The sequence below is a fragment of the Xanthomonas sp. genome, from assembly GCF_017163755.1.
Lineage (GTDB): Bacteria > Pseudomonadota > Gammaproteobacteria > Xanthomonadales > Xanthomonadaceae > Xanthomonas_A.
This window is the reverse complement of record NZ_JAFIWC010000035.1, coordinates 24,266-51,115: the sequence shown is the minus strand read 5'-3', so window position 1 is coordinate 51,115 and position 26,850 is coordinate 24,266. Positions and strand designations below refer to the sequence as shown.

The 26,850-nt window shown below is 70.5% G+C and carries 26 protein-coding genes and 1 tRNA gene; 23 read left to right on the top strand and 4 right to left on the bottom strand.

Annotated elements, in window-relative coordinates; all coding sequences use genetic code 11:
- Positions 1 to 287: 287 nt before the first annotated feature.
- The gene (locus JR065_RS19125; protein ID WP_206236020.1) at positions 288 to 623 is read left to right on the top strand and encodes an FmdB family zinc ribbon protein; all 336 of its coding nucleotides are present in this window, start codon (positions 288 to 290) and stop codon (positions 621 to 623) included.
- Positions 624 to 691: 68 nt separating this feature from the next.
- On the opposite strand, the gene JR065_RS19120 is transcribed toward JR065_RS19125, so the two are convergent.
- Complete coding sequence (locus JR065_RS19120; protein ID WP_241093763.1) at positions 692 to 1,663, bottom strand: DUF3011 domain-containing protein; 972 nt, start codon at positions 1,661 to 1,663, stop codon at positions 692 to 694.
- Between the two features lie 157 nt (positions 1,664 to 1,820).
- Here JR065_RS19120 and aspS point away from each other — a divergent pair, with 157 nt between their 5' ends.
- Together aspS and JR065_RS19110 are read left to right on the top strand one after the other, a co-directional pair.
- Positions 1,821 to 3,578: an aspartate--tRNA ligase gene (aspS, locus tag JR065_RS19115; protein WP_206236019.1), complete on the top strand. Its 1,758-nt coding sequence runs from the start codon at positions 1,821 to 1,823 to the stop codon at positions 3,576 to 3,578.
- A gap of 3 nt (positions 3,579 to 3,581) precedes the next feature.
- Complete coding sequence (locus JR065_RS19110; protein WP_206236017.1) at positions 3,582 to 4,100, top strand: GNAT family N-acetyltransferase; 519 nt, start codon at positions 3,582 to 3,584, stop codon at positions 4,098 to 4,100.
- Here the strand turns inward: JR065_RS19110 and JR065_RS19105 are convergent.
- Complete coding sequence (locus JR065_RS19105) at positions 4,075 to 5,028, bottom strand: AraC family transcriptional regulator (protein WP_206236016.1); 954 nt, start codon at positions 5,026 to 5,028, stop codon at positions 4,075 to 4,077. The two genes, JR065_RS19110 and JR065_RS19105, sit on opposite strands and share 26 nt — an antisense overlap.
- A 245-nt stretch (positions 5,029 to 5,273) precedes the next feature.
- Between JR065_RS19105 and JR065_RS19100 the strand changes: the two genes are divergently transcribed.
- Together JR065_RS19100 and JR065_RS19095 are read left to right on the top strand one after the other, a co-directional pair.
- Positions 5,274 to 8,474, top strand: a complete 3,201-nt coding sequence (locus JR065_RS19100; RefSeq protein ID WP_206236015.1) for an efflux RND transporter permease subunit — start codon at positions 5,274 to 5,276, stop codon at positions 8,472 to 8,474.
- Positions 8,471 to 9,595 carry an efflux RND transporter periplasmic adaptor subunit gene (locus JR065_RS19095; protein ID WP_206236014.1) on the top strand — a complete coding sequence of 375 codons (1,125 nt, stop codon included), beginning with the start codon at positions 8,471 to 8,473 and terminating at the stop codon, positions 9,593 to 9,595. The genes JR065_RS19100 and JR065_RS19095 overlap by 4 nt, the downstream gene beginning before the upstream one ends.
- A 161-nt stretch (positions 9,596 to 9,756) precedes the next feature.
- Here the strand turns inward: JR065_RS19095 and JR065_RS19090 are convergent, their stop codons facing one another.
- Entirely contained in the window at positions 9,757 to 10,692 is a 936-nt protein-coding gene (locus tag JR065_RS19090; RefSeq protein WP_206236013.1) for a DMT family transporter, read from the bottom strand.
- A gap of 96 nt (positions 10,693 to 10,788) precedes the next feature.
- Here JR065_RS19090 and JR065_RS19085 point away from each other — a divergent pair, with 96 nt between their 5' ends.
- The 18 genes from JR065_RS19085 (at position 10,789) to JR065_RS19000 (ending at position 25,705) form a co-directional block, all read left to right on the top strand.
- Positions 10,789 to 11,691, top strand: coding sequence for a LysR family transcriptional regulator (locus JR065_RS19085; protein ID WP_206236012.1), 903 nt, complete (start codon positions 10,789 to 10,791; stop codon positions 11,689 to 11,691).
- Positions 11,692 to 11,842: 151 nt separating this feature from the next.
- On the top strand, positions 11,843 to 12,157 hold the full coding sequence (locus JR065_RS19080; protein ID WP_206236011.1) for an I78 family peptidase inhibitor: 315 nt from the start codon (positions 11,843 to 11,845) through the stop codon (positions 12,155 to 12,157).
- A complete protein-coding gene (locus JR065_RS19075) occupies positions 12,129 to 12,821 on the top strand; it encodes an esterase/lipase family protein (RefSeq protein ID WP_429001895.1) in 693 nt (230 codons plus the stop codon). The genes JR065_RS19080 and JR065_RS19075 overlap by 29 nt, the downstream gene beginning before the upstream one ends.
- Before the next feature lie 78 nt (positions 12,822 to 12,899).
- Positions 12,900 to 13,631 (top strand): YebC/PmpR family DNA-binding transcriptional regulator, encoded by a 732-nt coding sequence (locus JR065_RS19070; RefSeq protein WP_206236010.1) that lies wholly within the window; start codon positions 12,900 to 12,902, stop codon positions 13,629 to 13,631.
- Between the two features lie 193 nt (positions 13,632 to 13,824).
- On the top strand, positions 13,825 to 14,343 hold the full coding sequence (gene ruvC, locus JR065_RS19065) for a crossover junction endodeoxyribonuclease RuvC (RefSeq protein ID WP_206236009.1): 519 nt from the start codon (positions 13,825 to 13,827) through the stop codon (positions 14,341 to 14,343).
- Positions 14,344 to 14,506: 163 nt separating this feature from the next.
- Positions 14,507 to 15,091: a Holliday junction branch migration protein RuvA gene (ruvA, locus tag JR065_RS19060; protein ID WP_206236008.1), complete on the top strand. Its 585-nt coding sequence runs from the start codon at positions 14,507 to 14,509 to the stop codon at positions 15,089 to 15,091.
- 47 nt (positions 15,092 to 15,138) lie between these two features.
- On the top strand, positions 15,139 to 17,058 hold the full coding sequence (locus JR065_RS19055) for a potassium transporter Kup (protein WP_206236007.1): 1,920 nt from the start codon (positions 15,139 to 15,141) through the stop codon (positions 17,056 to 17,058).
- A 176-nt stretch (positions 17,059 to 17,234) separates the two neighbouring features.
- Positions 17,235 to 18,269, top strand: a complete 1,035-nt coding sequence (gene ruvB, locus JR065_RS19050) for a Holliday junction branch migration DNA helicase RuvB (RefSeq protein WP_206236006.1) — start codon at positions 17,235 to 17,237, stop codon at positions 18,267 to 18,269.
- 52 nt (positions 18,270 to 18,321) lie between these two features.
- On the top strand, positions 18,322 to 18,795 hold the full coding sequence (ybgC, locus tag JR065_RS19045) for a tol-pal system-associated acyl-CoA thioesterase (protein WP_206236005.1): 474 nt from the start codon (positions 18,322 to 18,324) through the stop codon (positions 18,793 to 18,795).
- A complete protein-coding gene (tolQ, locus tag JR065_RS19040; RefSeq protein WP_206236004.1) occupies positions 18,792 to 19,565 on the top strand; it encodes a protein TolQ in 774 nt (257 codons plus the stop codon). The genes ybgC and tolQ overlap by 4 nt, the downstream gene beginning before the upstream one ends.
- Before the next feature lie 37 nt (positions 19,566 to 19,602).
- Positions 19,603 to 20,040, top strand: coding sequence for a protein TolR (tolR, locus tag JR065_RS19035; protein WP_206236003.1), 438 nt, complete (start codon positions 19,603 to 19,605; stop codon positions 20,038 to 20,040).
- Positions 20,030 to 21,031 (top strand): cell envelope integrity protein TolA, encoded by a 1,002-nt coding sequence (gene tolA / locus JR065_RS19030; protein ID WP_206236002.1) that lies wholly within the window; start codon positions 20,030 to 20,032, stop codon positions 21,029 to 21,031. Before tolR ends, tolA begins: the two co-directional genes overlap by 11 nt.
- 227 nt (positions 21,032 to 21,258) lie before the next feature.
- Positions 21,259 to 22,578 carry a Tol-Pal system beta propeller repeat protein TolB gene (gene tolB / locus JR065_RS19025; protein ID WP_206236001.1) on the top strand — a complete coding sequence of 440 codons (1,320 nt, stop codon included), beginning with the start codon at positions 21,259 to 21,261 and terminating at the stop codon, positions 22,576 to 22,578.
- 70 nt (positions 22,579 to 22,648) lie between these two features.
- On the top strand, positions 22,649 to 23,167 hold the full coding sequence (pal, locus tag JR065_RS19020; RefSeq protein WP_206236000.1) for a peptidoglycan-associated lipoprotein Pal: 519 nt from the start codon (positions 22,649 to 22,651) through the stop codon (positions 23,165 to 23,167).
- Between the two features lie 3 nt (positions 23,168 to 23,170).
- Complete coding sequence (gene ybgF, locus JR065_RS19015) at positions 23,171 to 23,995, top strand: tol-pal system protein YbgF (RefSeq protein ID WP_206235999.1); 825 nt, start codon at positions 23,171 to 23,173, stop codon at positions 23,993 to 23,995.
- Between the two features lie 46 nt (positions 23,996 to 24,041).
- Positions 24,042 to 24,719, top strand: a complete 678-nt coding sequence (gene queE / locus JR065_RS19010; RefSeq protein ID WP_206235998.1) for a 7-carboxy-7-deazaguanine synthase QueE — start codon at positions 24,042 to 24,044, stop codon at positions 24,717 to 24,719.
- Positions 24,720 to 24,900: 181 nt separating this feature from the next.
- Positions 24,901 to 25,566, top strand: coding sequence for a 7-cyano-7-deazaguanine synthase QueC (queC, locus tag JR065_RS19005; protein ID WP_206235997.1), 666 nt, complete (start codon positions 24,901 to 24,903; stop codon positions 25,564 to 25,566).
- A 63-nt stretch (positions 25,567 to 25,629) separates the two neighbouring features.
- A tRNA-Lys gene (locus tag JR065_RS19000) sits at positions 25,630 to 25,705 on the top strand.
- Positions 25,706 to 25,958: 253 nt separating this feature from the next.
- Here the strand turns inward: JR065_RS19000 and JR065_RS18995 are convergent.
- The gene (locus JR065_RS18995; protein ID WP_206235996.1) at positions 25,959 to 26,828 is read right to left on the bottom strand and encodes an SDR family oxidoreductase; all 870 of its coding nucleotides are present in this window, start codon (positions 26,826 to 26,828) and stop codon (positions 25,959 to 25,961) included.
- Positions 26,829 to 26,850 lie beyond the last annotated feature (22 nt).

Here is a 26,850-nt window from a genome sequence, read left to right as displayed (position 1 = left end):
CCCTCTCCCGGTGGGAGAGGGGCTAAGGCACGCCGCGGCTGTTCCTTCTCCCATCGGGACCATGGCCCCCTTTTGGGAGAAGGTGGCCCGTAGGGCTGGATGAGGGTACGGGCGGAGCCTCGTGCACTCAGCTCAGCGAGACGCTTTCGCGCCGTACCCTCACCCCAACCCCTCTCCCGGTGGGAGAGGGGCTTTCGTCGGCTTGGCGGCCATGCGACAGCGCCGCTTGAAAGCCAGCGCCCGGGCCCCATACTGGCGGCCTCTGTTCCTCTCGCGTTTTTGCCGCCATGCCGATCTACGCTTTCCAATGTGCCGAGTGCGGTCACAGCTTCGACCGCCTGCAGAAACTCTCCGATCCCGATCCGGATGCCTGCCCGTCGTGCGGCGCGTCCGCGGTCAAGCGCCAGCTGACCGCGCCGTCGTTCCGCCTGTCCGGCAGCGGCTGGTACGAGACCGATTTCAAGAAGGATGGCGACAAGAAGCGCAACCTGGCCGAGTCCAGCGGCGGCAACGGCGGCGACGCCAAGCCGGCCGCGGCGTCCGCCTCCAGCGATACCGCGGCCAAGCCTGCGGCGACTGCCGCTGCCACGCCGGCGCCGGCCGCCAAGCCCGCCGCGACCTGAACCGGCGCCCCGCAAATACGAACGGCCCGGAGTCGCCTCCGGGCCGTTTGCGTTTGCGCGCTACCCGCTCAGCGTGCGCCGAAGCGTGCGCGGCAGCCCTCGCTGACCCACAGCGCACGGTCGTCGTAGCCCCAGCTGCGGCCCTCGACGCAGCGCGTGCTGGACAGCTGCTGGATCAGCACCGGCCGGCCCTGGCGGGGGTCCCAGGCGCAGCTGCGCCGGCGCTTGTCGTCGCTGCTGCAGGTCACCGTATAGCCGCCATCGACCGGCGGGCGGCCTTGGCCGGGGCCCCAGTCGCCACCGCCGCTGCCGCCGCCGCCGCGCCCTTCGGCGAATTCGCCGCGGCAGCCGCCGTCGACCCAGACGCTGCCGCCGCGCTGGCCCCAGGTCCGGCCCTCGATGCAGCGCGTGTCCGACAGCTGGCGCACCAGCACCGCGTTGCGCCAGCCGGTGTTGCACACGCGCTGGCGCTGGTCCTGGCTCTCGCAACGGATCGTGCCGGCGCCGCCGACCGGGCCGCCGCCGCCGTTGCCGCCACCCCAGCCGCCGCGGCCTTCGGCGAAGCGGCCGCGGCAGCCGCGGTCCACCCACACCACGCCGGGGCCCGAGCCCCAGGTCTGGCCCTCGATGCACGGCGAGTCGGACAGCGCGCCGACCAGCACCGCGCGGCCGCGGAACGGCGTGGCGCACTGGCGGCGCTTGCGGTCGTTGCTGGAGCAGGCGATGGTCTGCGAGTTCGAGCCCGGTTGCGGGCGCCATTGTCCGCTGCTGCCGCGCAGCGAGGTGGCGATGTCCTGCTTGACCCGGCCGAACCCCCAGCCGCGGTCGATCTGGTCCAGGTAGAACTCCAACTGGTCGTCGGGGATCTGCCGGCCGCGCGACTGGTCGGCGTATTCGCGCTCGATGACCCGCACCCGCCCGGGCACCGACAGCTGCCGCAGGTCCTCTGGGGCATAGGCGCGCGTGCTCTGCGCCGCCACCGGTCCGCTGGCCAGGGCCAGTCCCGCCACCACCAGCCATCCGCTCAGTCGCTTCAACATGGGTCCCCTCCGGCACACGTTTGTGTGCGCCGAATATAGCGGTACGGCGACTTAAGGCCGGATGAGCCGCGGCGCGATTTGCCCGCGCCGCCGCCGCACCGCAGAATATCCGGCTTGCCGGCGCCTTCTGCGGCGGATGTCCTTCCTGGAGTTTTCGATGCGTACCCACTTCTGCGGCCTGGTCGACGAGACCCTGATCGGCCGGACCGTCACCCTGGCCGGCTGGACCGATGTCGCCCGCAACCTCGGCGGCGTGTGCTTCATCGACCTGCGCGACCACGAAGGCATCGTGCAGGTGACGGTGGAGCCGGAGAACGCCGAGGTGTTCGCGGTGGCCGCCTCACTCGGCTACGAGGACGTGCTGCAGGTCGAAGGCGTGGTGCGCGCGCGGCATGCGGTCAACGACAAGCTGCGCAGCGGCCAGGTCGAGGTGATCGCCAGCCGCATCACCATCCTCAACAAGGCCGCGCCGCTGCCGTTCCACGCGCACGAGAACCCGGGCGAGGAAACCCGCCTGAAGTACCGCTACCTGGACCTGCGCCGCCCGGAAATGCAGCGCATGCAGCGCACCCGCATCAAGCTGGTGCAGGCGCTGCGCCGCCACCTCGACGCCAGGGGCTTCCAGGACATCGAGACCCCGATCCTGGCCAACGTCACCCCGGAAGGCGCGCGCGACTTCCTGGTGCCGGCGCGCATGCACCCGGGCGAGTTCTACGCGCTGCCGCAGTCGCCGCAGCTGTTCAAGCAGATCCTGATGGTGGCCGGCTTCGACCGCTACTACCAGATCGCGCGCTGCTTCCGCGACGAGGCGCTGCGCGCCGACCGCCAGCTGGAGTTCACCCAGCTGGACATGGAGTTCGCCTTCGTGCGCGAGCGCGACGTGCAGGACTTCGTCGAGGAAATGATCCGCGCCATCTTCAAGGAAGTGATCGACGTCGAGCTGGACCCCAGCTTCCCGCGCATGACCTGGGCCGAGGCCATGCGCCGCTACGGATCGGACAAGCCGGACCTGCGCATCGACCTGGAACTGGTCGACGTGGCCGGGCTGGTCAAGGACAGCGAGTTCGCGGTGTTCGCCGCCGCCGCCAACGATGCCGACGGCCGCGTGGCCGCGCTGCGCATCCCGGGCGGGGCGCGCCTGTCGCGCAAGCAGATCGACGAGTACGCCGCGCACGCGGCCAAGTACGGCGCCAAGGGCCTGGCCTACATCAAGATCGGCGACAACGGCGAGGTCACCTCGCCGATCGCCAAGTTCTTCAGCGAAGCGGCCTTCGCCGCGCTCATCGCGCACGTCGGCGCCGGCAACGGCGACATCGTGTTCTTCGGCGCCGGCGCCTACGGCAAGGTGTCCGACTTCATGGGCGCGCTGCGGCTGAAGGCCGGCAAGGACTTCGGCCTGGTCGCCGACGGCTGGCGCCCGCTGTGGGTCACCGACTTCCCGATGTTCGAGTACGACGAGGAAGCGCGGCGCTACGTCGCCCTGCATCACCCCTTCACCGCGCCGGCGGTGGAGGACATCGAGGACCTGCGCGCCAACGCCAGGACCGCGGTGTCGCGCGGCTACGACATGGTGCTCAACGGCAACGAGATCGGCGGCGGCTCGATCCGTATCCACCGCACCGACATGCAGGCGGCGGTGTTCGAGCTGCTCGGCATCGGCGCAGAAGAGGCGCGGATCAAGTTCGGGTTCCTGCTCGATGCGCTGAACTACGGCGCGCCGCCGCACGGCGGCATCGCCTTCGGCATCGACCGCATCGCCGCGCTGATGGCCGGGACCGAGTCGATCCGCGACGTCATCCCGTTCCCCAAGACCACCGGCGCGCAGGACCTGATGACCGGCGCGCCATCGCCGATCGGCAACGAGCAGCTGGCCGAAGTGCACGTGCAGGTGCGCGCCAAGCCGGAGCAAGGCTGAGCGATGGCGCTGGCGATCCGCCAGGCCGCCGCGGACGACGCCGCCACGCTCGCGGCGCTGGCCGCGGCCACGTTCACCGAGACCTTCGGGCACCTGTATTCGCCGCAGGACCTGCACGGCTTCCTCGAGGAGACCTACACCGCGGCGCGGCAGCGCACGATCCTGCAGCACCCGGACTATGCGGTCTGGCTGCTGGAGGACGACGGCGTGGCGGTCGGCCACGCCGCGGCCGGCCCGTGCGGCCTGCCGCACGCCGAGGCGAAGCCGGGGGACGGCGAACTGAAGCGGCTGTACCTGCTGCGTTCGCACCAGAACAGCGGCTGGGGCAGCCGCCTGTTCGAGACCGCGCTGGCCTGGCTGGAGCGCGAAGGCCCGCGAACGCTGTGGATCGGCGTGTGGTCGGAGAATTTCGGCGCGCAGCGGTTCTATGCGCGCTACGGCTTCGAGAAGGTCGGCACCTACGAGTTCCCGGTCGGGCAGACCCGCGACCTGGAGTTCATCCTGCGGCGCCTGCCGCGCTGAGCGTCAGTGCCGGCTCGCCGCGGACCTGCGCCACTTCGGCGCGCGGCGAGGCGCCGAACAGGCGCTTGTATTCGCGGCTGAACTGCGACGGGCTCTCGTAGCCGACCCGGTGCGCGGCCGCGGCCGCCGCCAGCCCCTCCAGCAGCATCAGCCGCCGCGCCTCGTGCAGCCGCAGCTGCTTCTGGTACTGCAGCGGCGACATCGCGGTGGCGGCCTTGAACCCGTGGTGCAGCGCCGACACGCTCATGTGCACGTTGCGCGCCAGGGTTTCGATGCGCAGCGGGTCGAGGTAGCGCTCGCGCAGCAGCGCCACCGCCTGGGCGATGCGCTGCGGCTGGCCGTCGTTGAGCGCCAGCGCGCGCAGGTGCCCGCCCAGGTCGCCCTGCAGCACGCGGTAGAGGATCTCGCGGATCGCCAGCGGCGCCAGCACCGGCAGGTCGTCGGGGGTGTCGAGCAGGCGCATCAGCCGCAGCACCGCGTCGAGCAGCGGCGCGGTGACCTGCGCCGCGTACGCCGCTTCGCCGGCGACGCCGCCGCTGTCCGCGCTGTCCAGCAGCAGCCCGGCGATGCAGGTCGGGTCGATGTCCAGGCGCAGGCACAGGTAGGGCTGGTCGGGGCTGGCCTCGATCACCTGGCCGAGCATCGGCAGGGTCATCGACACCACCAGGTAGTGCAGCGGGTCGTAGCGATAGTGGTGCGCGCCGAGGGTGGCGGTCTTGCTGCCCTGGACCACCACGCACAGGCGCGGCTCGTAGAGGGTGGGCATGCACGGGGTCGGCGCGCTGATCCGCACCAGTTGCAGCGGGGCCAGCGCGGTGGCGTGGACGCCGTCGCCGGAGGCGGTCGATCGGGCAATCCGCGCGGCCAGTTCGGCCAGCGCCGCGGCCACCGCGGGCGGTACGCTTGGGTTGGTGGAGGAAGGGGGCATCATGGGGGATTGGCGAAAAAGGCGGACCTGCGCGAATGTAGCGCGAGCCGGCGCGATGCTGGGCGGTTGTGCAGGATCGGGCAATCTTTCGGCAGCAACGGGCTAGCGCGGACAGCGTATTTTCACCGAGCCTGCAGCCGCCATCCGCAGGCCTCCGCGTCGTCGGCGGGTCTTGTGGCGATGTTCGCGCTTCGCACACTATCCGCTCAGCGACCGCCGCCCCCGCCCCCACGGAGCCCGTCCGCATGTGGATCGTCCAGTACGCCTTGTCGCGCCGCTACACCATCGGCGTGCTCGCCCTCCTGATCCTGCTGTTCGGCCTGCAATCGGCGCGGCGCATGCCCACCGACATCCTGCCCGAGGTCGGCATTCCTTCGGTCAACCTGATCTGGACCTATGCCGGCCTGCCGGCGGCGGAGATGGCGGCCAAGCTGACCTCGTTCTCCGAGATCTCGGTGCTCAACAACGTCGACGATCTGAAGGAGGTGCGCTCGGAAAGCCTCAACGGCATCGGCATCGTGCGCGCCGACTTCCAGCCCGGGGTCAACCTGGAGCGCGCGCTGGCGCAGATGACCGCGGTGTCGCAGACCATCCTGCGGCGCATGCCGCCGGGCACCTCGCCGCCGCTGGTGGTGCGCAACAACGTCTCCAGCACCCCGGTGCTGCAGCTGGTGCTGTCGTCGGAGACGATGAGCGAGGCGCAGCTGTACGACTACGCGCGCCTGCAGCTGCGCTCGCAGATCCAGTCGATCCCGGGCATCCGCATGAGCCTGCCGTACGGCGGCGCGGCGCGGCAGATCATGGTGGACCTGGACCCGCAGGCGCTGCAGACCTACGGCCTGACCCCGCAGGACGTGACCGGGGCGCTGGAGCGCGGCAGCCCGACGCTGCCGTCGGGCAACATCCGCGAAGGCGCGCGCGAGCTGCAGATCTCGCTGGAGACCAGCCCGGAGAGCGCCGCCGGCTTCCTCGACCTGCCGATCGCCAGCCGCGGCGGCAACGTGATCTACGTGCGCGACGTGGCCAGCGTGCGCGACGGTGGCGCGCTGCAGACCAACATCGCGCGCATGGACGGCGCCGACGCGGTCTCGGTGGCGCTGATCAAGATGGGCGGCGCGTCGGCGGTGGAGATCGTGCGCCAGGTGCGCGAGCGGCTGCCGGAAATCGCCGCCTCGGCGCCGCCGGGCACGCGCATCGAGCCGATCTTCGACCAGTCGGTGTTCGTCGACAACGCGATCGGCTCGATCCGCCACGAGGCGCTGCTGGTCGGCTTGCTGGTGGCGGCGGTGGTGCTGGTGTTCGTCGGCTCGTGGCGCTCGAGCCTGATCGTGCTGTCGGCGATCCCGCTGGCGCTGCTGGCCTCGGTGACCGCGCTGTACCTGCTGGGCTACACCTTCAACGTGATGACCCTGGGCGGGCTGGCGCTGGCGATCGGCATCCTGGTCGACAACGCGGTGGTGGACGTGGAGAACACCAACCGCCACATCGCCCTGGGCAAGGACGTGCGCAGCGCGATCCTGGACAGCGCCGCCGAAGTGGTGTTCCCCGAGTTCGTCTCCACCGTGTCGATCTGCATCGTGCTCACCCCGATCCTGCTGATGACCGGGCTGTCGGCGTGGGTGTTCACGCCGCTGGCGCTGGCGGTGATCTTCGCGATGCTGGCCTCGTTCCTGCTGTCGCGCACGTTGATCCCGGTGCTGTGCTACCTGCTGCTGCCGGCCGACATCCGCAGCCGCCAGCAGCCGCGCTGGGCCGCCGAGCGCGCGCTGCTCGGCCTGCATCACCGCATGGAGCACGCGCTGGAGCGCTTGCGCGAGCGCCACCACGCGCTGCTGTACCGGCTCGGCCACCACGGCGGGGTGCTGGCGCTGGCCGCGCTGGCGCTGCTGGCCCTGGGCCTGGGCGCGGCGGCGATGCTCGGGCGCGAGTATTTCCCGCAGGTCGATGCCGGGCAGCTGCGGCTGCAGGTGCGGCTGCCGTCGGGCACCCGGCTGGAGCAGACCGCGCAGCGGCTGGCGCAGATCCAGCGCGAGATCCGCCAGATCATTCCGCCGGCCGAGCTGCAGACCGTCTACGAGCAGATCGGCATTCCCGACGCGGTCAACCTGGCCTGGGTGGACAGCGCCGTGGTCGGTGCGTTCGAGGCCGAACTGATGCTGCAGCTGCGCACCCCGCACGCGCCGACCGCCGACTACCTGAAGGCGATCCGTGCGCGCATCGCGCAGCGCTATCCGGAGGTGCGCCTGTTCGAGCGTCCGCCCGACGCCACCGGCCGCACCCTGGCCGGCTCGGCGGTGGGCGCGCTGGAAGTGCGCTTCAACGGCCGCGACGCCGCCGGCAACCTGGCGCTGGCGCGCGAGCTGGTGCCGCGGCTGCAGCAGGTGCCCGGCGCGACCGACGTGATGGTGCGGCAGGTGCTCGACCTGCCCGAGTACCGCATCGCGATCGACCGCAGCCGCGCCGCCCAGCTCGGCATCAGCGCCCAGGACGCCAGCCGCGCGGTACTGGCGGTGCTGGGCTCGTCGGGCACGGTGACCCCGGTGTACTGGGTGGAGCAGGCCACCGCCACCTCCTATACGGTGCAGTTGCAGGTGCTGCCGCAGGACCTGGACGGCATCGACGCGCTGCTCAATACGCCGCTGCGCATCGGCGCCAACGGCAACGTGCTGTTGCGCAATATCGCCACGGTGACCCCGCGCGCGGTGCCGGCCAGCGTCGGACGGGTGATGATGGCGCCGACCGTGAGCGTCATCGCCAACGTGCAGGGCCGCGACCTCGGTTCGGTGTACGCGGCGCTGACCGACATCACCGTGCAGATGCAGACCCGGCTCAAGCCGGGCAACCGCATCGAGATCGTCGGCCAGGCGGGCGAGATGCAGAACGCCTACGGCGAGCTCGGCTCGGGCCTGATGATGGCGGCGGTGCTGGTGTTCCTGGTGCTGGTGGTCAACTTCCAGTCGTGGCTGCAGCCGCTGGTGGCGATGTCCGGCCTGCCCCTGGCGATCGCCGGCGCGGCGGTGGCGCTGTTCGTCACCGGCACCCCGCTCAGCGTGCCGGCGCTGATGGGCGTGATGATGGTCATCGGCGTGTCCACCGCCAACAGCGTGCTGGTGACCAGCTTCGCGCGCAATCTGATCGCCCAGGGCCACGATCCGGAGCAGGCCGCCTACGAGGCCGCGGCGGTGCGCCTGCGGCCGGTGCTGATGACCGCCAGCGCGATGGTGCTCGGCATCGTGCCGATGGCGCTGGGGCTGGGCGAGGGCGGCGAGCAGAACGCGCCGCTGGGCCGCGCGGTGATCGGCGGCCTGCTGTTCGGCACGCCGGCCACGCTGCTGCTGGTGCCTTCGATCCTGGCCGTGCTCGGCCGCCGCCACAACCGCCGCCACGCCGCGGCCGCAACCGCAACCGCCGATGGCCTCGCCGCCGGCGAAGGAGTCTCACGATGAATGCCATCCAGATCGCGCCGCGTCCGTTCCCGCACCTGGCCGGCGCCGTTGCGGCGCTGGCCGTGGCCTGCGTTGCGCTTGCCGGCTGCGACAAGGGACGCGCGGTCCCCGCGCCCGCCGCGGCGCCCGAAGTGGCGCTGGTGCAGGCGCGCGCGGCCGCCGCCGACTACGTGCTGACGCTGCCGGCACGTGCCCAGGCCGGGCAGTCCGCGCAGGTCTACGCGCGCGCCACCGGGCTGGTGAGCGCGCGCCTGGTCGATCTGGGCGACCGCGTCCGCGCCGGCCAGGTCCTGGCCACCATCGCCGCGCCGGAGATCGACCAGGCGGTGCGCCAGGCGCAGGCGCAGATGGCGCAGGCCGAAGCCGACCTGGCCCTGGCGCGCGGCAACTACGACCGCGCCGCGGCGATGCTGCGCAGCCAGTTGATCTCGCGCGAGGACTACAGCAGCCGGCTGGGCGCGCGCGACGCGGCGCAGGCGGCGCTGGATGCGGCGCGCGCGCAGCTGTCCAGCGCGCGCGAACGGCAGGGCTTCGGCAGCGTGCGCGCGCCGTTCGACGGGGTGGTCAGCGCGCGCAACATCGAGCGCGGCGACCGCGTGGTCGGCGATACCGCCTCGGCCACGGTGCCGATGTTCCGGATCGATGCGCTGGATCCGCTGCGCATCGCCGTGGACGTGCCGCAGAGCGCGGCGCTGCAGGTGCGCCCGGGCCTGCGCGCGCAGGTGGCGTTCCCGGAGCTGCCCGGCGAGCGCTTCGATGCCGAGGTGGTGCGCACCGCGCAGCGCATTTCCGAGGAGGCCGGCGGCATGCGCGTGGAACTGCGCCTGCCCAACCCCGACAACCGCCTGCCCGCCGGCATGGTCGGGCAGGTGCGCCTGCAGGTGCCGCGCGCGGCGCCGGCGGCGGTGCTGCCGCTGGCGGCGGTGGTGCAGGACGGCGCGGCGGCGAAGGTGGCCAAGGTCAGCGAGGACCAGCGGCTGCGCTACGTGGAGGTGGTACTGGGCCGCAACCTGGGATTGGAGATCGAGGTGCTGTCCGGGGTGGCCGCCGGCGACAAGGTGGTGCTGGCGCCCAACGCGCTGCTGGCCGAGGGCGCGCGCGTGCGGGTGGCGGCGCGCTAGCACGCTGCGGTCGAGCGCAGCATCGCCGCCTGCTATCCGATCGCATGCGCCTGCCCAGGGCTGGTGATCGCGGTGCAGCCCGCGGTTCCGCGGGCGCAGGGGGAGAGGTTTCGCCAGGCGCCGACGCTGCACCTGAGTAGCCGCGTCGTGTACGCAAGGCTTCAACCGCGACAGGGCAACGCCTGCGGCACCGGCACTGCGCGCGGCGCCGGCGCCTGCCGCGAGGCCAGCACCACGCCGGCGATCACCGCGCCGACGCCGAGCAGTTGCCACAGGTTCGGCCGCGTGCCCAGCGCCAGCGCCACCAGCAGCGTCGATACCGGCACCAGGTTGAAGAAGCTGGCGGTGCGGGTGGCGCCGATCCTGTGCACGGCGTCGAACCAGAACAGGTAGGCCAGCACCGCCCCGCACAGCGACAGGTAGACGATGCCCAGGTGCGCGCTGGCCGGCGCCGCGGCCATCGCCCCGAACGGGTGCTCCAGCGCCAGGCCCAGCGCGAGCAGCGCCAGGGTGCCGAACAGCATCGAGTACGCGGTGGTCTCCAGCGCGGTGGCGCCGTGCACCCAGCGCCGCGACAGCAGCGTGGACAGCGACCACGCCAGCGAGCCGCCGAGCATCAGCAGGTCGCCGCGCGCCAGCTGCAGGTGCAGCAGCGCGCCCAGGTCGCCGCGGCCGATCACCAGCGCCACGCCCGCCAGTCCGCACAGCAGGCCGGCCGCGCGCGCCGCGCCGATGCGCTCGCCTTCCCAGCAGGCGGCCAGCAGCATGGTCCACAGCGGCGTGGTGGCCATGATCAGCGAGGCGTTGACCGGGGAGGTCGAGCGCAGCCCATAGAAGATCGCCAGGTTGAAGCCGGTGACACCGAGCACGCCCACCGCCGCCAGCGGCCAGGCGTTGCGCCGCAGGGTCGCCAGCCGCAACTTGCCGGCCAGCCCGAGCGCGATCAGCAGCACCGCGCTGGCCAGCGCGAAGCGCTCCACCGCGATGCTGATCGGCGGCATGTGGCGGATCACGTGCGCGCCGACGTTGAAATTGCTGCCCCAGAAGAAGGTCGCAGCGATCACGCCGGCATAGGTCAGGGAGAGGGAGCGGGACATCGGCGGCACCTGGGCGAACGACAGGGGCGAAGCTTGCGCGCCTTGCCGCTTGCGTGATATTCCCGAGGCGCTCACCTGTATCGGGAAAAAATTCACATGCTCGACTGGGACGACCTGCGCCACTTCGCCGCGTTCGCGCAGGCCGGGTCGCTGACCGCTGCGGCGCGCCGGCTGGAGGTGGAGCACGCCACGGTGGCGCGGCGCATCGCCGCGCTGGAGGCGGCGCTGGGGCTGAAGCTGGTCGACCGGCGCGAGCGCCGCTACGCGCTGACCGCCGATGGCGCGCGCATCGCCGCGCTTGGCCGGCAGATGCAGGACGGCGCCGACGCGGTGGCGCGCGCGGCGCGTGCCGGGCAGGAAGGCGTGCAGGGCGAGGTCGCGCTGAGCGCGCCGCCGGTGACCGCGGCCACGCTGATCGGGCCGCGGCTGGGCGAACTGCGCCGCCGCCATCCCGGCATCGCGCTGCGGGTGATCGCCGAGAAGCGCTTCGCCTCGCTGCGCAGCGAGGTCGACCTGGCGGTGCGGCTGAGCCGGCCCGAGGAGCCGGACCTGGTGGTGCGCCGCCTCGGCCAGCTGACGTTCTCCTTCTATGCGTCGCCGCAGTACCTGGCGCGGACGCCGCCGGAGCGGTTCGAGTTCATCGGCTACGACGACGCGCTGGACGACGCGCCGCGCCTGCAGCAGCAGTGGCTGCGCGGTTTCGCCGGCACCCGGCCGCAGGTCCTGCGCTGCAGCAGCGCCGACGTGCAGCAGGCCGCCGCGCGCGCCGGCGCCGGCGTGGCGTTGCTCGGCGACTTCGCCGCCGCCGGCGATCCCGGCCTGGCCCGGCTCGACGCCGGCGCCGCGGCCCTGCAGCGCGACGTGTGGCTGGTGGTGCACCGCGACCTGCGCCGCGCCCCGGCGGTGCGCGCGGTGGCCGATTTCCTGGCCCGGTGCATGCCGGTGGGGGCGGCCGGGAGTGGGGATTCGGGATCGGGGGGCCGGGAAGAGCCCTTCTGACGCTGTGCCGGTAGCGCTTTCCAGCCTCCGCGCGCAGTTGCTCCGTTCCTGGCCCGGATTACCGGGTTCCTCGGCCGCCACCGGTCGCCTGCACGAACCCTATGGGCGACACCGCCTAGACTCGGCACGACACGTCCGCCAGGAGATCGCCATGCGCCATTCGTTGCGTCTCACCTTCGCGCTGCTGCCGTTGCTGCTGGCCGCCTGCGCGCCGCGCGCCGCGCTGCAGCCGGCCAGCGGCGGGCCGCAGGTGCAGGGCGACGGCCGCTGCCAGGCCGGGCCGGTGGCCTGGGCGGTAGGCAAGGTCGCCGACGAGGCGACCCTGGCCAGGGTATGGAAGGAGAGCGGCGCCGGCCTGGTGCGGCCGATCGCGCCGGGCCAGCCGACCACGCGCGACCTGCGCGAGGACCGGCTCAACGTGTTCATCGGTGCCGACAATGTCATCGGCAAGGTCAGCTGTGGCTGAGCCGGCCGGTGCGGCGACGGCGGGGCCGGTGGCCGCTGCCGGCCCTGCGCGGCAGGTGCTGGTGCTGCACGGGATCTGGAACGGGCGCGCCTGGATCGGCCCGCTGGCCTGGCGGCTGCGCGCGGCCGGCTTCGCCGCCGCCACGTTCGGCTACTCCAGCGCCTTCGGCGGCGTCGAGGCGGCGATACCGCGGCTGCGGCAGCGGATCGAGCAACTGGCCGAGGCCGGCCCGGTGGCGCTGGTCGGACACAGCCTGGGCGGCTTGATCGCGCTGCAGGCCTTGCGCGATGCGCCCTGCCTGCCGGTGCCGCGGGTGGTCTGCCTGGGCTCGCCGCTGGCCGGCAGCGCGGTGGCGCAGGCGCTGGTGCGCCACGGCCTGGCCGCGACCCTGGGCCGCTGCGCGACGTTGCTGCAGCAAGGCCTCGGCCGCTGGGACGGGCCGGCCGACGTGGGTGTGGTCGCCGGCAGCGTCGCGGTCGGGCTGGGCAACCGCGTCGCCGCGCTAGGCCCGGAATCGGACGGCACCGTGGCCCTGGCCGAGACCCGCCTGCCGGGGCTGCGCGACCACTGCCTGGTGCGCACCACCCACAGCGGCCTGCTGTTCTCGGCGCAGGCCGCCAGGCAGACCGCCACGTTCCTGCGCGCCGGCCGCTTCGCCGCGTGATCGGGCCGGCGGATGCGGGCGCGGCGGCGCAATCGAGTAAAATCCGCCGCTTGTCCTTATTGATGTCCGGAACGCCCCATGGGTAGAGGCCCCTCGATCGAAGCCCGCAAGAACGCATCCGATGCGAAGCGCGGCAAGATTTTCACCAAGATCATCCGCGAGATCGGCGTCGCCGCGCGCGCCGGCGGCGGCGACCCGTCCAACAACCCGCGCCTGCGCGTGGCGATGGACAAGGGGCTGGCGTCGAACATGTCCAAGGACGTGATCGAGCGCGCGATCAAGAAGGCCACCGGCGAGCTGGAAGGGGTCGAGTACGAGGAGATCCGCTACGAAGGCTATGCGCCGGGCGGGGTGGCGGTGATCGTCGACTGCCTGACCGACAACCGCGTGCGCACCGTGGCCGACGTGCGCCACGCCTTCAGCAAGTGTGGCGGCAACATGGGCACCGAGGGCTCGGTGGCGTTCATGTTCAAGCGCCTGGGCGTGCTCAGCTTCGCCTCCGGCGCCGACGAGGAGAAGATCACCGAGGCGGCGATCGAGGCCGGCGCCGACGACGTGGTGGTCTACCCGGAGGACGGCGCGATCGACGTGATGACCTCGCCTGACGCGTTCCAGGCGGTCAAGGACGCGATGCAGGCGGCCGGCCTGACCCCCGACCATGCCGAGATCAGCTTCCGCGCCGACAACGACATCGCCGTGGAAGGCGATACCGCCGCGCAGGTGCGCAAGCTGCTGGACATGCTGGAAGACCTGGACGATGTGCAGGCGGTCTATTCCAATGCCGAACAGTCCGCGTTGAGTGGCGGCTGACGTGGCGACGGCCGGGACTCGGGACGCTGCCGGGACTCGGGACCCGGGACCCGGGACCCGGAACAGCGAGTCGACGGGGCCTGACGGATCGCCGTTGCCCGGGGCCGTACCCGCCCGAACCAGTCGCGTAGCCAGCTCTTCGAGTCCCGAGTCCCGAGTCCCGAGTCCCGGCAGAGCCCCGAGTCCCGCCAAAGTGCGCATCCTCGGCATCGACCCGGGCTCGCAGCGCACCGGCGTGGGCATCATCGACATCGACGGCAGCGGCCGTACCACGCATGTCTACCATGCGCCGCTGGTGCTGCTCGGCGAAGGCGACTTCTCGCAGCGGCTCAAGCGCCTGCTGCACGGGCTGGGTGCGCTGATCGAGCAATACCAGCCGCAGGAAGTGGCGATCGAGCGGGTGTTCATGGGCAAGAGCGCCGACGCGGCGCTGAAGCTGGGCCATGCGCGCGGCGCGGCGATCTGCGCGGTGGTGCTGCGCGACCTGCCGGTGCACGAATACGCGGCCACCGAGATCAAGCTGGCCATCGTCGGCAAGGGCGCGGCGGAAAAGCAGCAGGTACAGCACATGGTCGGACTGATGCTGAGCCTGACCGGAAAACTGCAGTCCGACGCCGCCGACGCGCTGGCGGTGGCCATCACCCATGCCCACGTGCGCGCCACCGCGCAGCGCCTGGGCGTCAGTACGCAACAGGCTTGGAGCAGGAAATGACGAAATATGTCGGGACTCGGGACTCGGGACTCGGGACTCGGAACGGCGGATTGCCGCGTTCTGTGAGATCGCCGGCGTGCCGGGCCGTGTCCCTCCATCCCCACCGCGCAGCAAACCCCTCGAGTCCCGAGTCCCGAGTCCCGAGTCCCGAAGGAGCGCTCCAATGATCGGCCGTCTGCGCGGCATCCTCGCCTACAAGCAGCCGCCGTGGCTGGTGATCGACGTGGGCGGGGTCGGCTACGAGCTGGAAGCGCCGATGAGCACCTTCTACGACCTGCCGGACGTGGGTCGCGACGTGATCCTGTTCACCCACTACGCGCAGAAGGAGGACAGCGTGTCGCTGTACGGCTTCCTGCGCGAGGGCGAGCGCCGGCTGTTCCGCGACCTGCAGCGGGTCAGCGGGGTCGGCGCCAAGATCTCGCTGGCGGTGCTGTCCGGGGTCAGCGTCGACGAGTTTGCGCGGCAGATCCAGACCGGCGACGTCACCGCGCTGACCCGCATCCCCGGCATCGGCAAGAAGACCGCCGAACGCATGGTGGTGGAGCTGCGCGACCGCGCGGCCGACTTCAGCGGTGGCGCGCCGATCACCGGCCAGCTCGGCAACGACGCGGTGTCCGAGGCCACCGTGGCGCTGCAGCAGCTGGGCTACAAGCCGGCCGAAGCGGCGAAGATGGCGCGCGATGCCGGCGCCGCCGGCGGCGACGTGGCCACGGTGATCCGCAAGGCCCTGCAGGCCGCGTTGCGTTGACGCTGTCCCCCTCTCTTCACGCCCTGCGGCGATAAGCTGATTCCCTCATGTCCTCGACCTGCCCCCCTTCCCCCGGCTCCGGCCACGCGCACGACGCTTCGCGCGGCAAGGCCGGCTTCGCGCTGATCGTCGGCGCCATCGGCGTGGTGTTCGGCGACATCGGCACCAGCCCGCTGTACACGCTGAAGGAGGCGTTCTCGCCGCACTACGGCCTGACCAGCGACCACGACACCGTGCTCGGCGTGCTGTCGCTGGCGTTCTGGTCGCTGATGATCGTGGTGACGCTGAAGTACGTCACCATCATCATGCGCGCCGACAACGAGGGCGAGGGCGGCATCATGGCGCTGATGGCGCTGACCCAGCGCACCATGCGCAACGGCTCGCGCTCGGCCTACGTGGTCGGCATCCTCGGCATCTTCGGCGCCTCGCTGTTCTTCGGCGACGGGGTGATCACCCCGGCGATCTCGGTGCTCGGCGCGGTCGAGGGCCTGGAGGTGGCCGCGCCGGGCATGCACGCGTTCATCGTGCCGATCACGGTGATGGTGCTGGTGGTGCTGTTCCTGGGCCAGCGCTTCGGCACCGAGAAGGTCGGCAAGGTGTTCGGCCCGATCACCTGCCTGTGGTTCCTGTCGCTGGCGGCGATCGGCATCTGGAACGTGATCGACGCGCCGGAGGTGCTGAAGGCGTTCAATCCCTGGTGGGCGATCCGCTTCTTCATCGAGCACGGCTGGCACGGGGTGTGGATCCTCGGCGCGGTGGTGCTGGCGGTGACCGGCGGCGAGGCGCTGTACGCGGACATGGGCCACTTCGGCGCGCGCCCGATCCGCCATGCCTGGTACTTCTTCGTGCTGCCGTGCCTGGTGCTGAACTACCTGGGGCAGGGCGCGCTGGTGCTCAACCATCCGGCGGCGGTGAAGAACCCGTTCTTCGAGGCGGTGCCGGAATGGGCGCTGTACCCGATGATCGTGCTGGCCACGCTGGCGGCGGTGATCGCCTCGCAGGCGGTGATCACCGGCGCGTTCTCGATCGCGCGCCAGGCGATGCAACTGGGCTACATCCCGCGCATGCTGATCAAGCACACCTCGCACGACACCATCGGCCAGATCTACATCCCCGGCATCAACTGGCTGCTGATGGTGATGGTGATCGCGCTGGTGCTGATCTTCCGCAGTTCCACCAACCTGGCGGTGGCCTACGGCATCTCGGTGTCGGCGACGATGCTGATCGACACCCTGCTGCTGGCGCTGGTGGCGCGCGCGCTGTGGCCGCGCTGGCGCAACTGGGTGCTGCCGCTGTGCGTGGTGTTCTTCGTCATCGATGCCGCGTTCCTGGTCGCCAACGGCGCCAAGCTGCTGCAGGGCGCCTGGTTCCCGGTGGCGCTGGGCGTGGTGCTGTTCACCCTGATGCGCACCTGGCGCCGCGGCCGCGAGCTGCTGCGCGAGGAGATCCGCAAGGACGGCATCCAGATCGACAGCTTCCTGCCCGGGCTGATGCTGGCGCCGCCGGTGCGGGTGCCGGGCACGGCGGTGTTCCTGACCGCCGACTCCACCGTGGTGCCGCACGCGCTGATGCACAACCTCAAGCACAACAAGGTGCTGCACGAGCGCAATGTGTTCCTGACCGTGGAGACCCTGCCGGTGCCGTACGCGGTGGCCAAGCAGCGGCTGAAGATGGACGCCATCGGCGACGAGTTCTACCGGGTGTTCGTGCGCTTCGGCTTCATGGAGACCCCGGACGTGCCGCTGGCGCTGATGCGCTCCTGCGACCAGGGCGGGATCTACTTCGACCCGATGGACACCACCTATTTCGCCAGCCGCGAGACCATCGTCGCCAGCGCCAACCGCGGCATGCCGATCTGGCGCGACAAGGTGTTCGCGGTGATGCACCGCAACGCCGCCCCGGCCACCGGCTTCTTCCGCATCCCCGGCAACCGGCTGGTGGAGCTGGGCGCGCAGGTGGAGATCTGAGTGGGGCCGGGACTCGGGTTGCGGGACTCGGGACCCGGAAAAGCGCCAGTCGGCCTGTCAGTTGCCTACAATAGCGGGATGCCGATCCCTGCCAGCACTGCCGCCCGCTTGCCGATGATCTGCCCGTTGGCGGGAGGATTTGCCGAGTCCCGAGTCCCGAGTCCCGAGTCCCGTTGATGGACCGCCTCATCGCCACCGGCGCCACCCGCGAAGACGACGCGGTCGAGGCGAGCATCCGCCCCAAGCGGCTGGACGACTACCTCGGCCAGCAGCCGGTGCGCGATCAGCTGTCGATCTACATCGAGGCGGCCAGGGCGCGCGGCGAGGCGATGGACCACGTGCTGATCTTCGGTCCGCCCGGCCTGGGCAAGACCACGCTCAGCCACGTCATCGCCAACGAGCTGGGGGTGAACCTGCGGGTGACCTCCGGGCCGGTGATCGAGAAGGCCGGCGACCTGGCCGCGCTGCTGACCAACCTGCAGCCGCACGACGTGCTGTTCATCGACGAGATCCACCGCCTGTCGCCGGTGGTCGAGGAAGTGCTGTACCCGGCGATGGAAGACTTCCAGATCGACATCATGATCGGCGACGGCCCGGCGGCGCGCTCGATCAAGATCGACCTGCCGCCGTTCACGCTGATCGGCGCCACCACCCGCGCCGGGTTGCTGACCGCGCCGCTGCGCGACCGGTTCGGCATCGTCCAGCGGCTGGAGTTCTACAGCCCCGAGGAACTGGCGCGCATCGTGCGCCGCTCCGCCGGCATCCTCGGCATCGCCTGCTCGGCGGACGGCTGCGAGGAGATCGCGCGCCGCGCGCGCGGCACCCCGCGCATCGCCAACCGGTTGCTGCGGCGGGTGCGCGACTTCGCCCAGGTGCGCGCGGCCGGGCATATCGACACCGAGGTCGCGCAGGCGGCGATGCAGATGCTCAAGGTGGACCCGGAAGGGTTCGACGAACTCGACCGGCGCATGCTGCGCACCATCATCGACTTCTTCGACGGCGGCCCGGTCGGGGTCGAATCGCTGTCCGCCTCGCTGTCGGAGGAGCGCGGCACGCTGGAGGACGTGGTCGAGCCGTACCTGATCCAGCAGGGCTTCCTGATCCGCACCGCACGTGGTCGCATGGTCACCAACAAGGCGTATCTGCACTTGGGCTTGCAGCCGCGGCGGGACTCGGGACTGGGGACTCGGGACTCGGGAGAGCTGTTTTGAATCGCGGCATCGCTATGGTGCACCGGGTTTTCTCTTCGGCCAGGCCGGCTTCATGACCGCCGAGTCCCCAGTCCCGAGTCCCGAGTCCCGGCATCTATTCAGTTGGCCGACACGCGTCTACTGGGAAGATACCGACGCCGGTGGCGTGGTCTACCACGCGCGCTACGTCGCCTTCATGGAGCGGGCGCGCACGGAATGGCTGCGGGCGCTGGGCTACGGACAGGAACGGCTGCGGCTGCAACACGATCTGGTGTTCGCGGTGCGGTCGATGCGCCTGGATTTCCTGCGCCCGGCGCGGCTTGACGATACGCTGCAGGTCACCGCGGCGCTGTCGCAGTGCAAGCGCGCCAGCCTGCTGTTCTCGCAGTCGGTGCTGCGCGAGGGCGAGCTGCTGCTGAGCGCGCAGGTGAAGGTCGCGGCGCTGGGCGCCGGCAGCTTCCGCCCGCGCGGCATGGACGATGCGCTGTACGACGAATTGAAAGTTCTCGAAATCTCTGAAGCCGAATTACTGAGGAACAACGGATGATCGCATTGCTTCTGGCCCTGCAGGACACGGTGGTGGAGGCGCTGCCGCAGGACGTGACCCAGACCGCCGCCCAGGCCGTCGCCAGCACCGCCCACGGCGGCATCAACTACCTGGACCTGCTGCTCAAGGCCAGCCTGCCGGTCAAGGTGATCGTGCTGTTGCTGCTGCTCGGCTCGCTGATCAGCTGGGTGATCATTTTCCGCAAGGCGCGCGTGTTCAAGCAGGCCAACCGCGAGGCGGACGACTTCGAGAACCGCTTCTGGTCCGGCACCGACCTGACCAAGCTGTATGCCGGCGCGGCCGACCGCAACCGCGTGGTCGGCGGGCTGGAGGCGATCTTCGAAGCGGGCTTCCGCGAGTTCACCCGCCTGCGCGACAAGCGCAAGCTCGACGCGCGCATCCAGCTGGAAGGCGCGCAGCGGGCGATGCGCGCCACCTTCGCGCGCGAAGTGGACCGGCTCGAGCGCAACCTGGAGCTGCTGGCCAACATCGGTTCCACCGCGCCCTACGTCGGCCTGGTCGGCACCGTGTTCGGCATCATGGTGACCATGCACGACATGATCAACAGCGGCCAGCAGGCCGGCATCGCCGCGGTCGCGCCGGGCATCTCCGAAGCGCTGTTCGCCACCGCGATCGGCCTGTTCGTCGCGATTCCCGCGGTGTGGGCGTACAACCGCTTCACCACCCGGGTCGAGCGCCTGGCCGTGCGCTTCGAGACCTTCTCCGAAGAGTTCAGCTCCATCCTGCAGCGACAGGCCAGCGGCGACTGAGCGCCGCGCGCCTCGCCCACGATCCCAGGATTCCCGCATGACCTCCGCCTTTTCCCGCCGCAAGCGCCGCAAGCTCAAGTCCGAGATCAACGTCGTGCCGTACATCGACGTGATGCTGGTGCTGCTGATCATCTTCATGGTCACCGCGCCGCTGCTCAGCCTGAGCGTGGACGTGGACCTGCCCGATTCCACCGCGCGCTCAGTGGAAAGCAAGAAGGACCCGGTCATCGTCACCGTCGACGCCGAGGGCCGCTACACGCTGACCCTGCAGGACGGCAAGCCGGAGCAGATCGGCGCGCCCGAGCTGCAGGCCAAGCTCAAGGCCTTCGTCGGCCAGAACAAGGACGTGCCGGTGTTCGTCGCCGCGCCCGGCAGCTCCAACTACCAGCTGGTCATGGACACGATGGTCATGCTGCAGCAGGCGGGCGTCCCCAAGGTCGGCTTGATGAGTCAGCCCGGTGGCAATGCACGCTGAAGCCGACTCCCGTTCGCTGCGCCCGGGCGAGGACAACGATGGCCTGATGTACGGCATCGCCCTGGCGGTGGGCGTGCACGTGCTGATCGCGTTGCTGTTCTTCTTCGCCTGGTGGTGGTCGCCGGTGCGCGAGGTGGAGCCGGCCGCCGGCTCGCCGATGGTCGAGGCCTCGCTGGTGGTGTCGCCGGCGGACGTGGCCTCGGCGCAGCGCGCGGTCAAGGATGCGCCCAAGCCCGAGCCGGTGCCGCTGCCCGAGCCGGTCAAGGACGTCGCCGAGGAAGACACGGTGCCGCCGCCGCAACCGGTGCCGGTGCCCACGCCGCAGGACGCCCCGACGCCGCGGCAGCAGCAGGCGCAGGATTTCATCCCGGTGCCGGACAAGGTGGACCAGGACCGCGCGACCCGCACCGCCATCTCCCAGGAGAAGGAGAAGCAGGAGCAGGAGGCCAAGCGCCGCCAGGAGCAGGTCGACCTGACCGAACAGAAGCGGCAGCAGGAAGCCGAGCAGAAACAGCGCCTGGCCGCGCAGCAGGAAGAGGAACGGCAGAAGAAGATCGCCGAGATCCGCCGCCAGCGTGAGCAGGCCGACCGCGAGGCCAAGCTGGCCGAGCAGAAGCTGCGCCAGCTGGCCGATGCGCGCGCCAAGCAGGCCTCGGCCACCGCCGCGGCCACGCCGCAGGCCGCGCCGGGGCAGGGCGGCACCAACACCGACCTGTCGGCCAAGTACGCCGCGGCGATCCAGCAGGCGGTGCTCAGCCAATGGGTGCGGCCGGACTCGGTGCCGCTGGGGCAGAAGTGCAAGATCTCGATCAAGCAGATCCCCGGCGGCACGGTGATGGAGGCCAAGGTCAGTCCCGACTGCCCCTACGACGAGGCCGGGCGGCGCTCGATCGAGGCCGCGGTGCTGCGCGCGCAGCCGTTGCCCTACCGCGGCTTCGAGCCGGTGTTCGTGCGCGAGCTGACCTTCAACTTCACTGCGCAGGATCGTTGAGGCGCCGGGACTCGGGACTCGGGACTGGGGACTCGGAAGCAGGCCGCATTCGTCCCGGCAGACCCGGCACGGCTTTCGAGGCCCGAGTCCCGAACCCGGGTCCCGGCCATATACGCCATAATCCGCGTCCTGCCATCGGCTTCACACGCCAATGGTTCATGATTGCGAATACGTTCACCCGCGCATTGCTATCTCTGTGCGCCTCCCTGAGTACCGCTGAGCGACCCATGAAGAAACTGCCGCGCTGGCTTGCCGTCCTTACCGCCCTGTTGCTCCCCCTGGCCGCGTCCGCACAGGACAAGGGCCTGGAAATCGACATCGTCGGCGGCAACGCGTCGGCGACCCCGATCACCGTCGTGCCGATGCCCTACCAGGGCGCGGCGGCGGCACCGTCCACCGACGTCTCCGCCGTGGTCCGCGCCGACCTGGACCGTTCCGGCCAGTTCCGCAACCTGCCCGAGGCGCAGATCGTCGAGCGCCCGACCCGCGGCAGCGAGGTGCAGTACCCGACCTGGCGCGCGCTGAAGCAGGACTACCTGGTGGTCGGACGGGTGATGGACGCCGGCGAAGGCGCCTACCGGGTCGAGTACGAGCTGTTCGACGTGGCCAAGGGCGAGCGCATGCTCGGTCTGGCGATGACCGCGCGCGGCAGCGCGATGCGCGACGTCGCGCACCAGATGGCCGATGCGATCTACGAGAAGATCACCGGCGTGCGCGGCGCGTTCTGGACCCGCATCGCCTACGTCACCGCCAGCGGCAAGGGCGGGGCGATGCGCTACGCGCTGATGGTCGCCGACTCCGACGGCTACAACCCGCAGACCATCGTCCGCTCGGCCGAGCCGTTGCTGTCGCCGAACTGGAGCCCCGACGGGCGCAAGCTGGCCTACGTGAGCTTCGAGCGCGGCAATTCGTCGATCTACATCCAGGACATCGCCACCGGCGCGCGCCAGCTGGTCTCCAGCTTCCGCGGCATCAACGGCGCGCCCGCGTTCTCGCCGGACGGCCGTCGCCTGGCGCTGGCGCTGTCGCGCAGCGGCAATCCGGAGATCTACGTGATGGACCTGGGCAGCAAGCAGCTGACCCAGCTGACCAACCATTTCGGCATCGACACCGAGCCGACCTGGTCGCCGGATGGCAGCACCATCTACTTCACGTCCGACCGCGGCGGCCGCCCGCAGATCTACCAGGTCGCCGCCGGCGGCGGCAGCGCCAGCCGGGTGACCTTCCAGGGCAACTACAACGCCACCGCCAGCGTGTCCTTCGACGGCAACAAGATCGCCGTGGCCCAGGGCAGCGGCAATACGTACAAGATCGCGATGATGGACCGCAGCCTGGGTTCGCCGCGCTGGAGCACTTTGTCTACGGGTTCGCTGGACGAGTCGCCGAGCTTCGCGCCCAATGCCAGCATGGTCCTGTACGCCGCGCGCGAGGGTGGCCGCGGCGTCCTGTACGCGGTTTCGGCCGATGCCCGCGTGCGCCAGCGCCTGGTCCTGGCCGATGGCGACGTGCGCGAGCCGTCGTGGTCGCCGTACCGGACTGCCCGTTGACAATGTAAGTTTGATGTTAATATTCGGCTGTTGAACCCCTCATCGGCTCAGGAGCCACAAAGGTATCGCCATGAACAAGACCACCCGCGTTCTACTTGTTTCGCTGTTGTCCGTCGCAGCTCTGGCCGGCTGCTCCAAGAAGGTCAAGGAACAGCCCCAGACCGACACCACCGGTACCTCCGGTACCACCGCTCCGACCGGCCCGTCGACCTCCGGCCTGTACGGCCCGGGCGACCTGGACACCGATGCCTGCCTGCGCCAGCGCGTGGTCTACTTCGATCTGGACCAGGACTCGCTGAAGCCGGAATTCCAGGCCATCATGGCGTGCCACGCCAAGTACCTGCGTGACCGTCCGTCCTCGCGCATCACCCTGCAGGGCAATGCCGACGAGCGCGGTTCGCGCGAGTACAACATGGGCCTGGGCGAGCGTCGTGCCAACGCCGTGTCCTCGGCGCTGCAGGCCAACGGCGGCTCGGCTGCGCAGCTGACCGTCGTAAGCTACGGCGAAGAGCGCCCGGTGTGCACCGAGTCGGGCGAGTCCTGCTGGTCGCAGAACCGCCGCGTCGAGATCGTCTACACGGCTCAGTAATAGATGCGTATCGGTGTCCTCACATCGATGATCGTCGCGGCGGCCCTGGTGGCCGCCGCGCCGGCTCATGCGCAGCGCGCCAGCCTGGCCGACCGCGTGACCGCGCTCGAGCAGCAGGCGATGAACACCCAGGCCAACACCGACGTGCTGAACCAGCTCAACCAGCTGCGGACGCAGATGCAGTCGTTGCAGGCCACGATCGAGCAGTTGCAGAACGAAAACGAACAGCTCAAGCAGCGTTCGAAGGACCAATACCTTGACCTGGACGGTCGCCTGAACCGGATCGAGGGTGGCGCGATGCCGCCGTTGCCGCCGGCCACTGGCGCCGCACCGGCCAATGCGCCTGCCGCAGCACCCGCTGCCAGGCCCGCCGCGGCTGCCGCCTCCGAGCGGCCGCCATCGGTGCACGGCGACGCCGGCACCCTGGCCGCCACCAACGACGAGCGCACCAGCTACAACGTCGCGTTCGACGCGCTGAAGGCCGGCAACTACGCCGATTCGGCGAACCTGTTCCAGAGCTTTCTCGAGCTCTACCCCAACGGCGTGTACACGCCCAATGCGCTGTACTGGCTGGGCGAGAGCTACTACGCCACCAAGAATTTCCAGCTGGCCGAGGCGCAGTTCCGCGACCTGCTCGCCCGCTATCCGACCCACGACAAGGCGGCCGGCGCGCTGCTGAAGCTGGGCCTGTCGCAGTACGGCGAAGGCCGCACCCAGGACGCCGAGCAGACCCTGCAGCAGGTGAGCAGCCAGTATCCGGGTTCGGATGCGGCGCGCACCGCGCAGGATCGGCTGCAGTCGATCCGCATCGGCCAGCAACTGCGCTGATTCCTCCCTCGCTGCCGCCATCGTCGCGGGGCGCATACTTCCCGCCATGGCCGCCGTTCCCAGCGAGATCATCCAAAGCCCATTGCCGCGCCTGAAGCTGACGGAGATCTTCCTGTCGCTGCAGGGCGAGGCCGAAAGCGCGGGCTGGCCGACCGTGTTCGTGCGCCTGACCGGCTGCCCGCTGCGCTGCAGCTACTGCGACACCGCCTACGCGTTCCATGGCGGGCAGTGGTGGGACATCGACGCGATCGTGGCCGAAGTGGCGCGCCACGGCGTGCGCCACGTGTGCGTGACCGGCGGCGAGCCGCTGGCGCAGAAGCGCTGCCTGCGCCTGTTGCAGCAACTGTGCGATGCCGGCTACGACGTGTCGCTGGAGACCTCCGGCGCGCTGGATATCGCCGAGGTGGATCCGCGCGTGTCGCGCGTGGTCGACATCAAGACCCCGGCCTCGCAGGAAGCGCACCGCAACCGCTGGGACAACCTGCCGCTGCTGACCGCGCGCGATCAGATCAAGTTCGTGCTGTGCGGCCGCGCCGACTACGAGTGGGCGCGCGGCATCGTCGCCGAGCATGCGTTGCACGAGCGCTGCACGGTGTGGTTCTCGCCGAGCAAGAGCGAACTGACCCCGCGCGAACTGGCCGACTGGATCGTCGCCGACCGCCTGCCGGTGCGCTTCCAGATGCAGTTGCACAAGCTGCTGTGGAACGACGAGCCGGGGCGGTGAAGTCGCACTCGTGTGCGACTTGGAAGTCGGGAATGGAGAAACGGGAATCGGAACAGCGCCGGACTGCCAGCGCAGCGCCTGCTCATAACCTTCTCTTTCCTGCTCCCTTTGCCGTTCGCGAAGCGTCGGCTGTTACGCTCTGCCGATTACTGTCTCCCCATTTCCCATTCCCGGCACTCAGATGAAAAACGCCGTAGTCCTACTGTCCGGCGGCATGGATTCCGCCGTCGTCGTCGCCATCGCCCGCGAACAGGGCTTCGCGGTGCATGCGCTGAGCGTGCGCTACGGGCAGCGGCACACGTCCGAACTGGAGGCCGCCGACCGAGTCGCGCGGGCGCTGGGCGCGGTGGCGCACAAGACGGTGAACGTCGACCTGCGCAGCATCGGCGGCTCGGCGCTGACCGACGACATCGAGGTGCCCGACGCCGGCGGCGAGGGCATCCCGGTCACCTACGTGCCCGCGCGCAACACCATCATGCTGTCGGTGGCGCTGGGCTGGGCCGAGGTGCTGGGCGCGGCCGACATCTTCTGCGGCGTCAACGCCGTGGACTACTCCGGCTATCCGGACTGCCGCCCGGAGTTCATCGATGCGTTCGAGAAGCTGGCCAACCTGGCGACCAAGGCCGGCGTGGAAGGCGCGGGCCTGCGCGTGCATGCGCCGCTGCAGAAGATGAGCAAGGCCGATATCGTCCGCGAGGGCCTGCGCCTGGGCGTGGACTTCGGCCTGACCGTGTCGTGCTATCGCGCCGACGCCGCCGGCCGCGCCTGCGGCCATTGCGACGCGTGCCGCCTGCGCGCCGCCGGCTTCGCCGATGCCGGCGCGCCCGATCCGACCCACTACGCCTGATTTCGCGTTGTCCCGGGCCTGGGGTAGAATACGCACCCCGGCGCAAGGCCGGGGCCTTGTTTTGGGCCGTTAGCTCAGTTGGTAGAGCAGAAGACTTTTAATCTTTTGGTCGATGGTTCGAATCCATCACGGCCCACCAAATAATCAGGCGCTTGCCTCGCGGCGAGCGCCTTTTTCATGGCTTCGGGAAAGTCGCGTGACGTCGTGCGCGCGGCGCGAGACTCCATCGGTGCGTGCGGTTCGCTCGTGGTTCCAGGCGTTGACCGCGAGGTGATCGCTCGCTCGCATGGCCGTCTCGAATGGGTGCACCGAGTGCCGTCTTGCGCGGCACCGTCTGCTGGATCCCGCCTTGCGCGGCGGCGCGAGAGCGCCTGCCGCGCACCGCGCGCCGCTCAGGCCCGGCCGGCGGTCTCGCGGACGAAGTCCTCGTAGGTGCGCAGCGGGCGCCCCAGGATGGCCTGCAGCCGCTCCACCGATCCTTCGGCGCCGTGCATGCCGAACTTCTGGATGCCGGCCATCATCAGGCGCATGTCGTAGGCCATCCAGCCGGGGCCGAACGCCGCCATCTGCGCTTCGAAGGCCGCCACGTCGTCGCCGGCGTAGGCGATCTCGCGACCGAGCGCCGAACTCCAGGCCTTGGCCGCAGAGGCGCCGGTCAGCGCCTGCGGGCCGACCAGGTCCAGCGTCACCGGCGCGAGCGCGGCAGGCGCGCGGTCGCGTCGCAGCAGTTCCGCGACGGCGACGTCGGCGATGTCGCGCGCGTCCACCATCGCCACACCGGCCGAGCCGATCGGCATCGGGTACACCCCGTAGTCCTGGATCGCCTGCTGGACCATGCCCTCGTTCTGCATGAAGTACGCCGGGCGCAGAACGGTGGCGGGAATGGCGAGGCTTTCGATCATGCGCTCGACCGTATGCTTGCCGGTGAAGTGCGGCACGTTGGTGAATTTTTCGGCATGGATCACCGACAGGTAGACGATGCGCTCGATGCCGGCTTCCTGGGCCAGGTTCAGCGCGATCAGGGCCTGCGTCACCTCGTCGGGGGTGACGGCGTTGAGCAGGAACAGGGTGCGCACCGACGACAGCGCCGCGCGGATGGACGCTACGTCGGTGAGGTCGGCGACGACTTCGGTGACGCCTGCCGGGAAGCTCCGCTTGCCCGGCTGGCGGACCAGCGCCCTGACGTCGGCGCCTGCATCGGCGAGGCGCTGGGTGATGAGGGAACCGATGGTGCCGGTGGCACCGGTGACGAGAATGCTCATGGTGAATCTCCTGCAGTGGGTA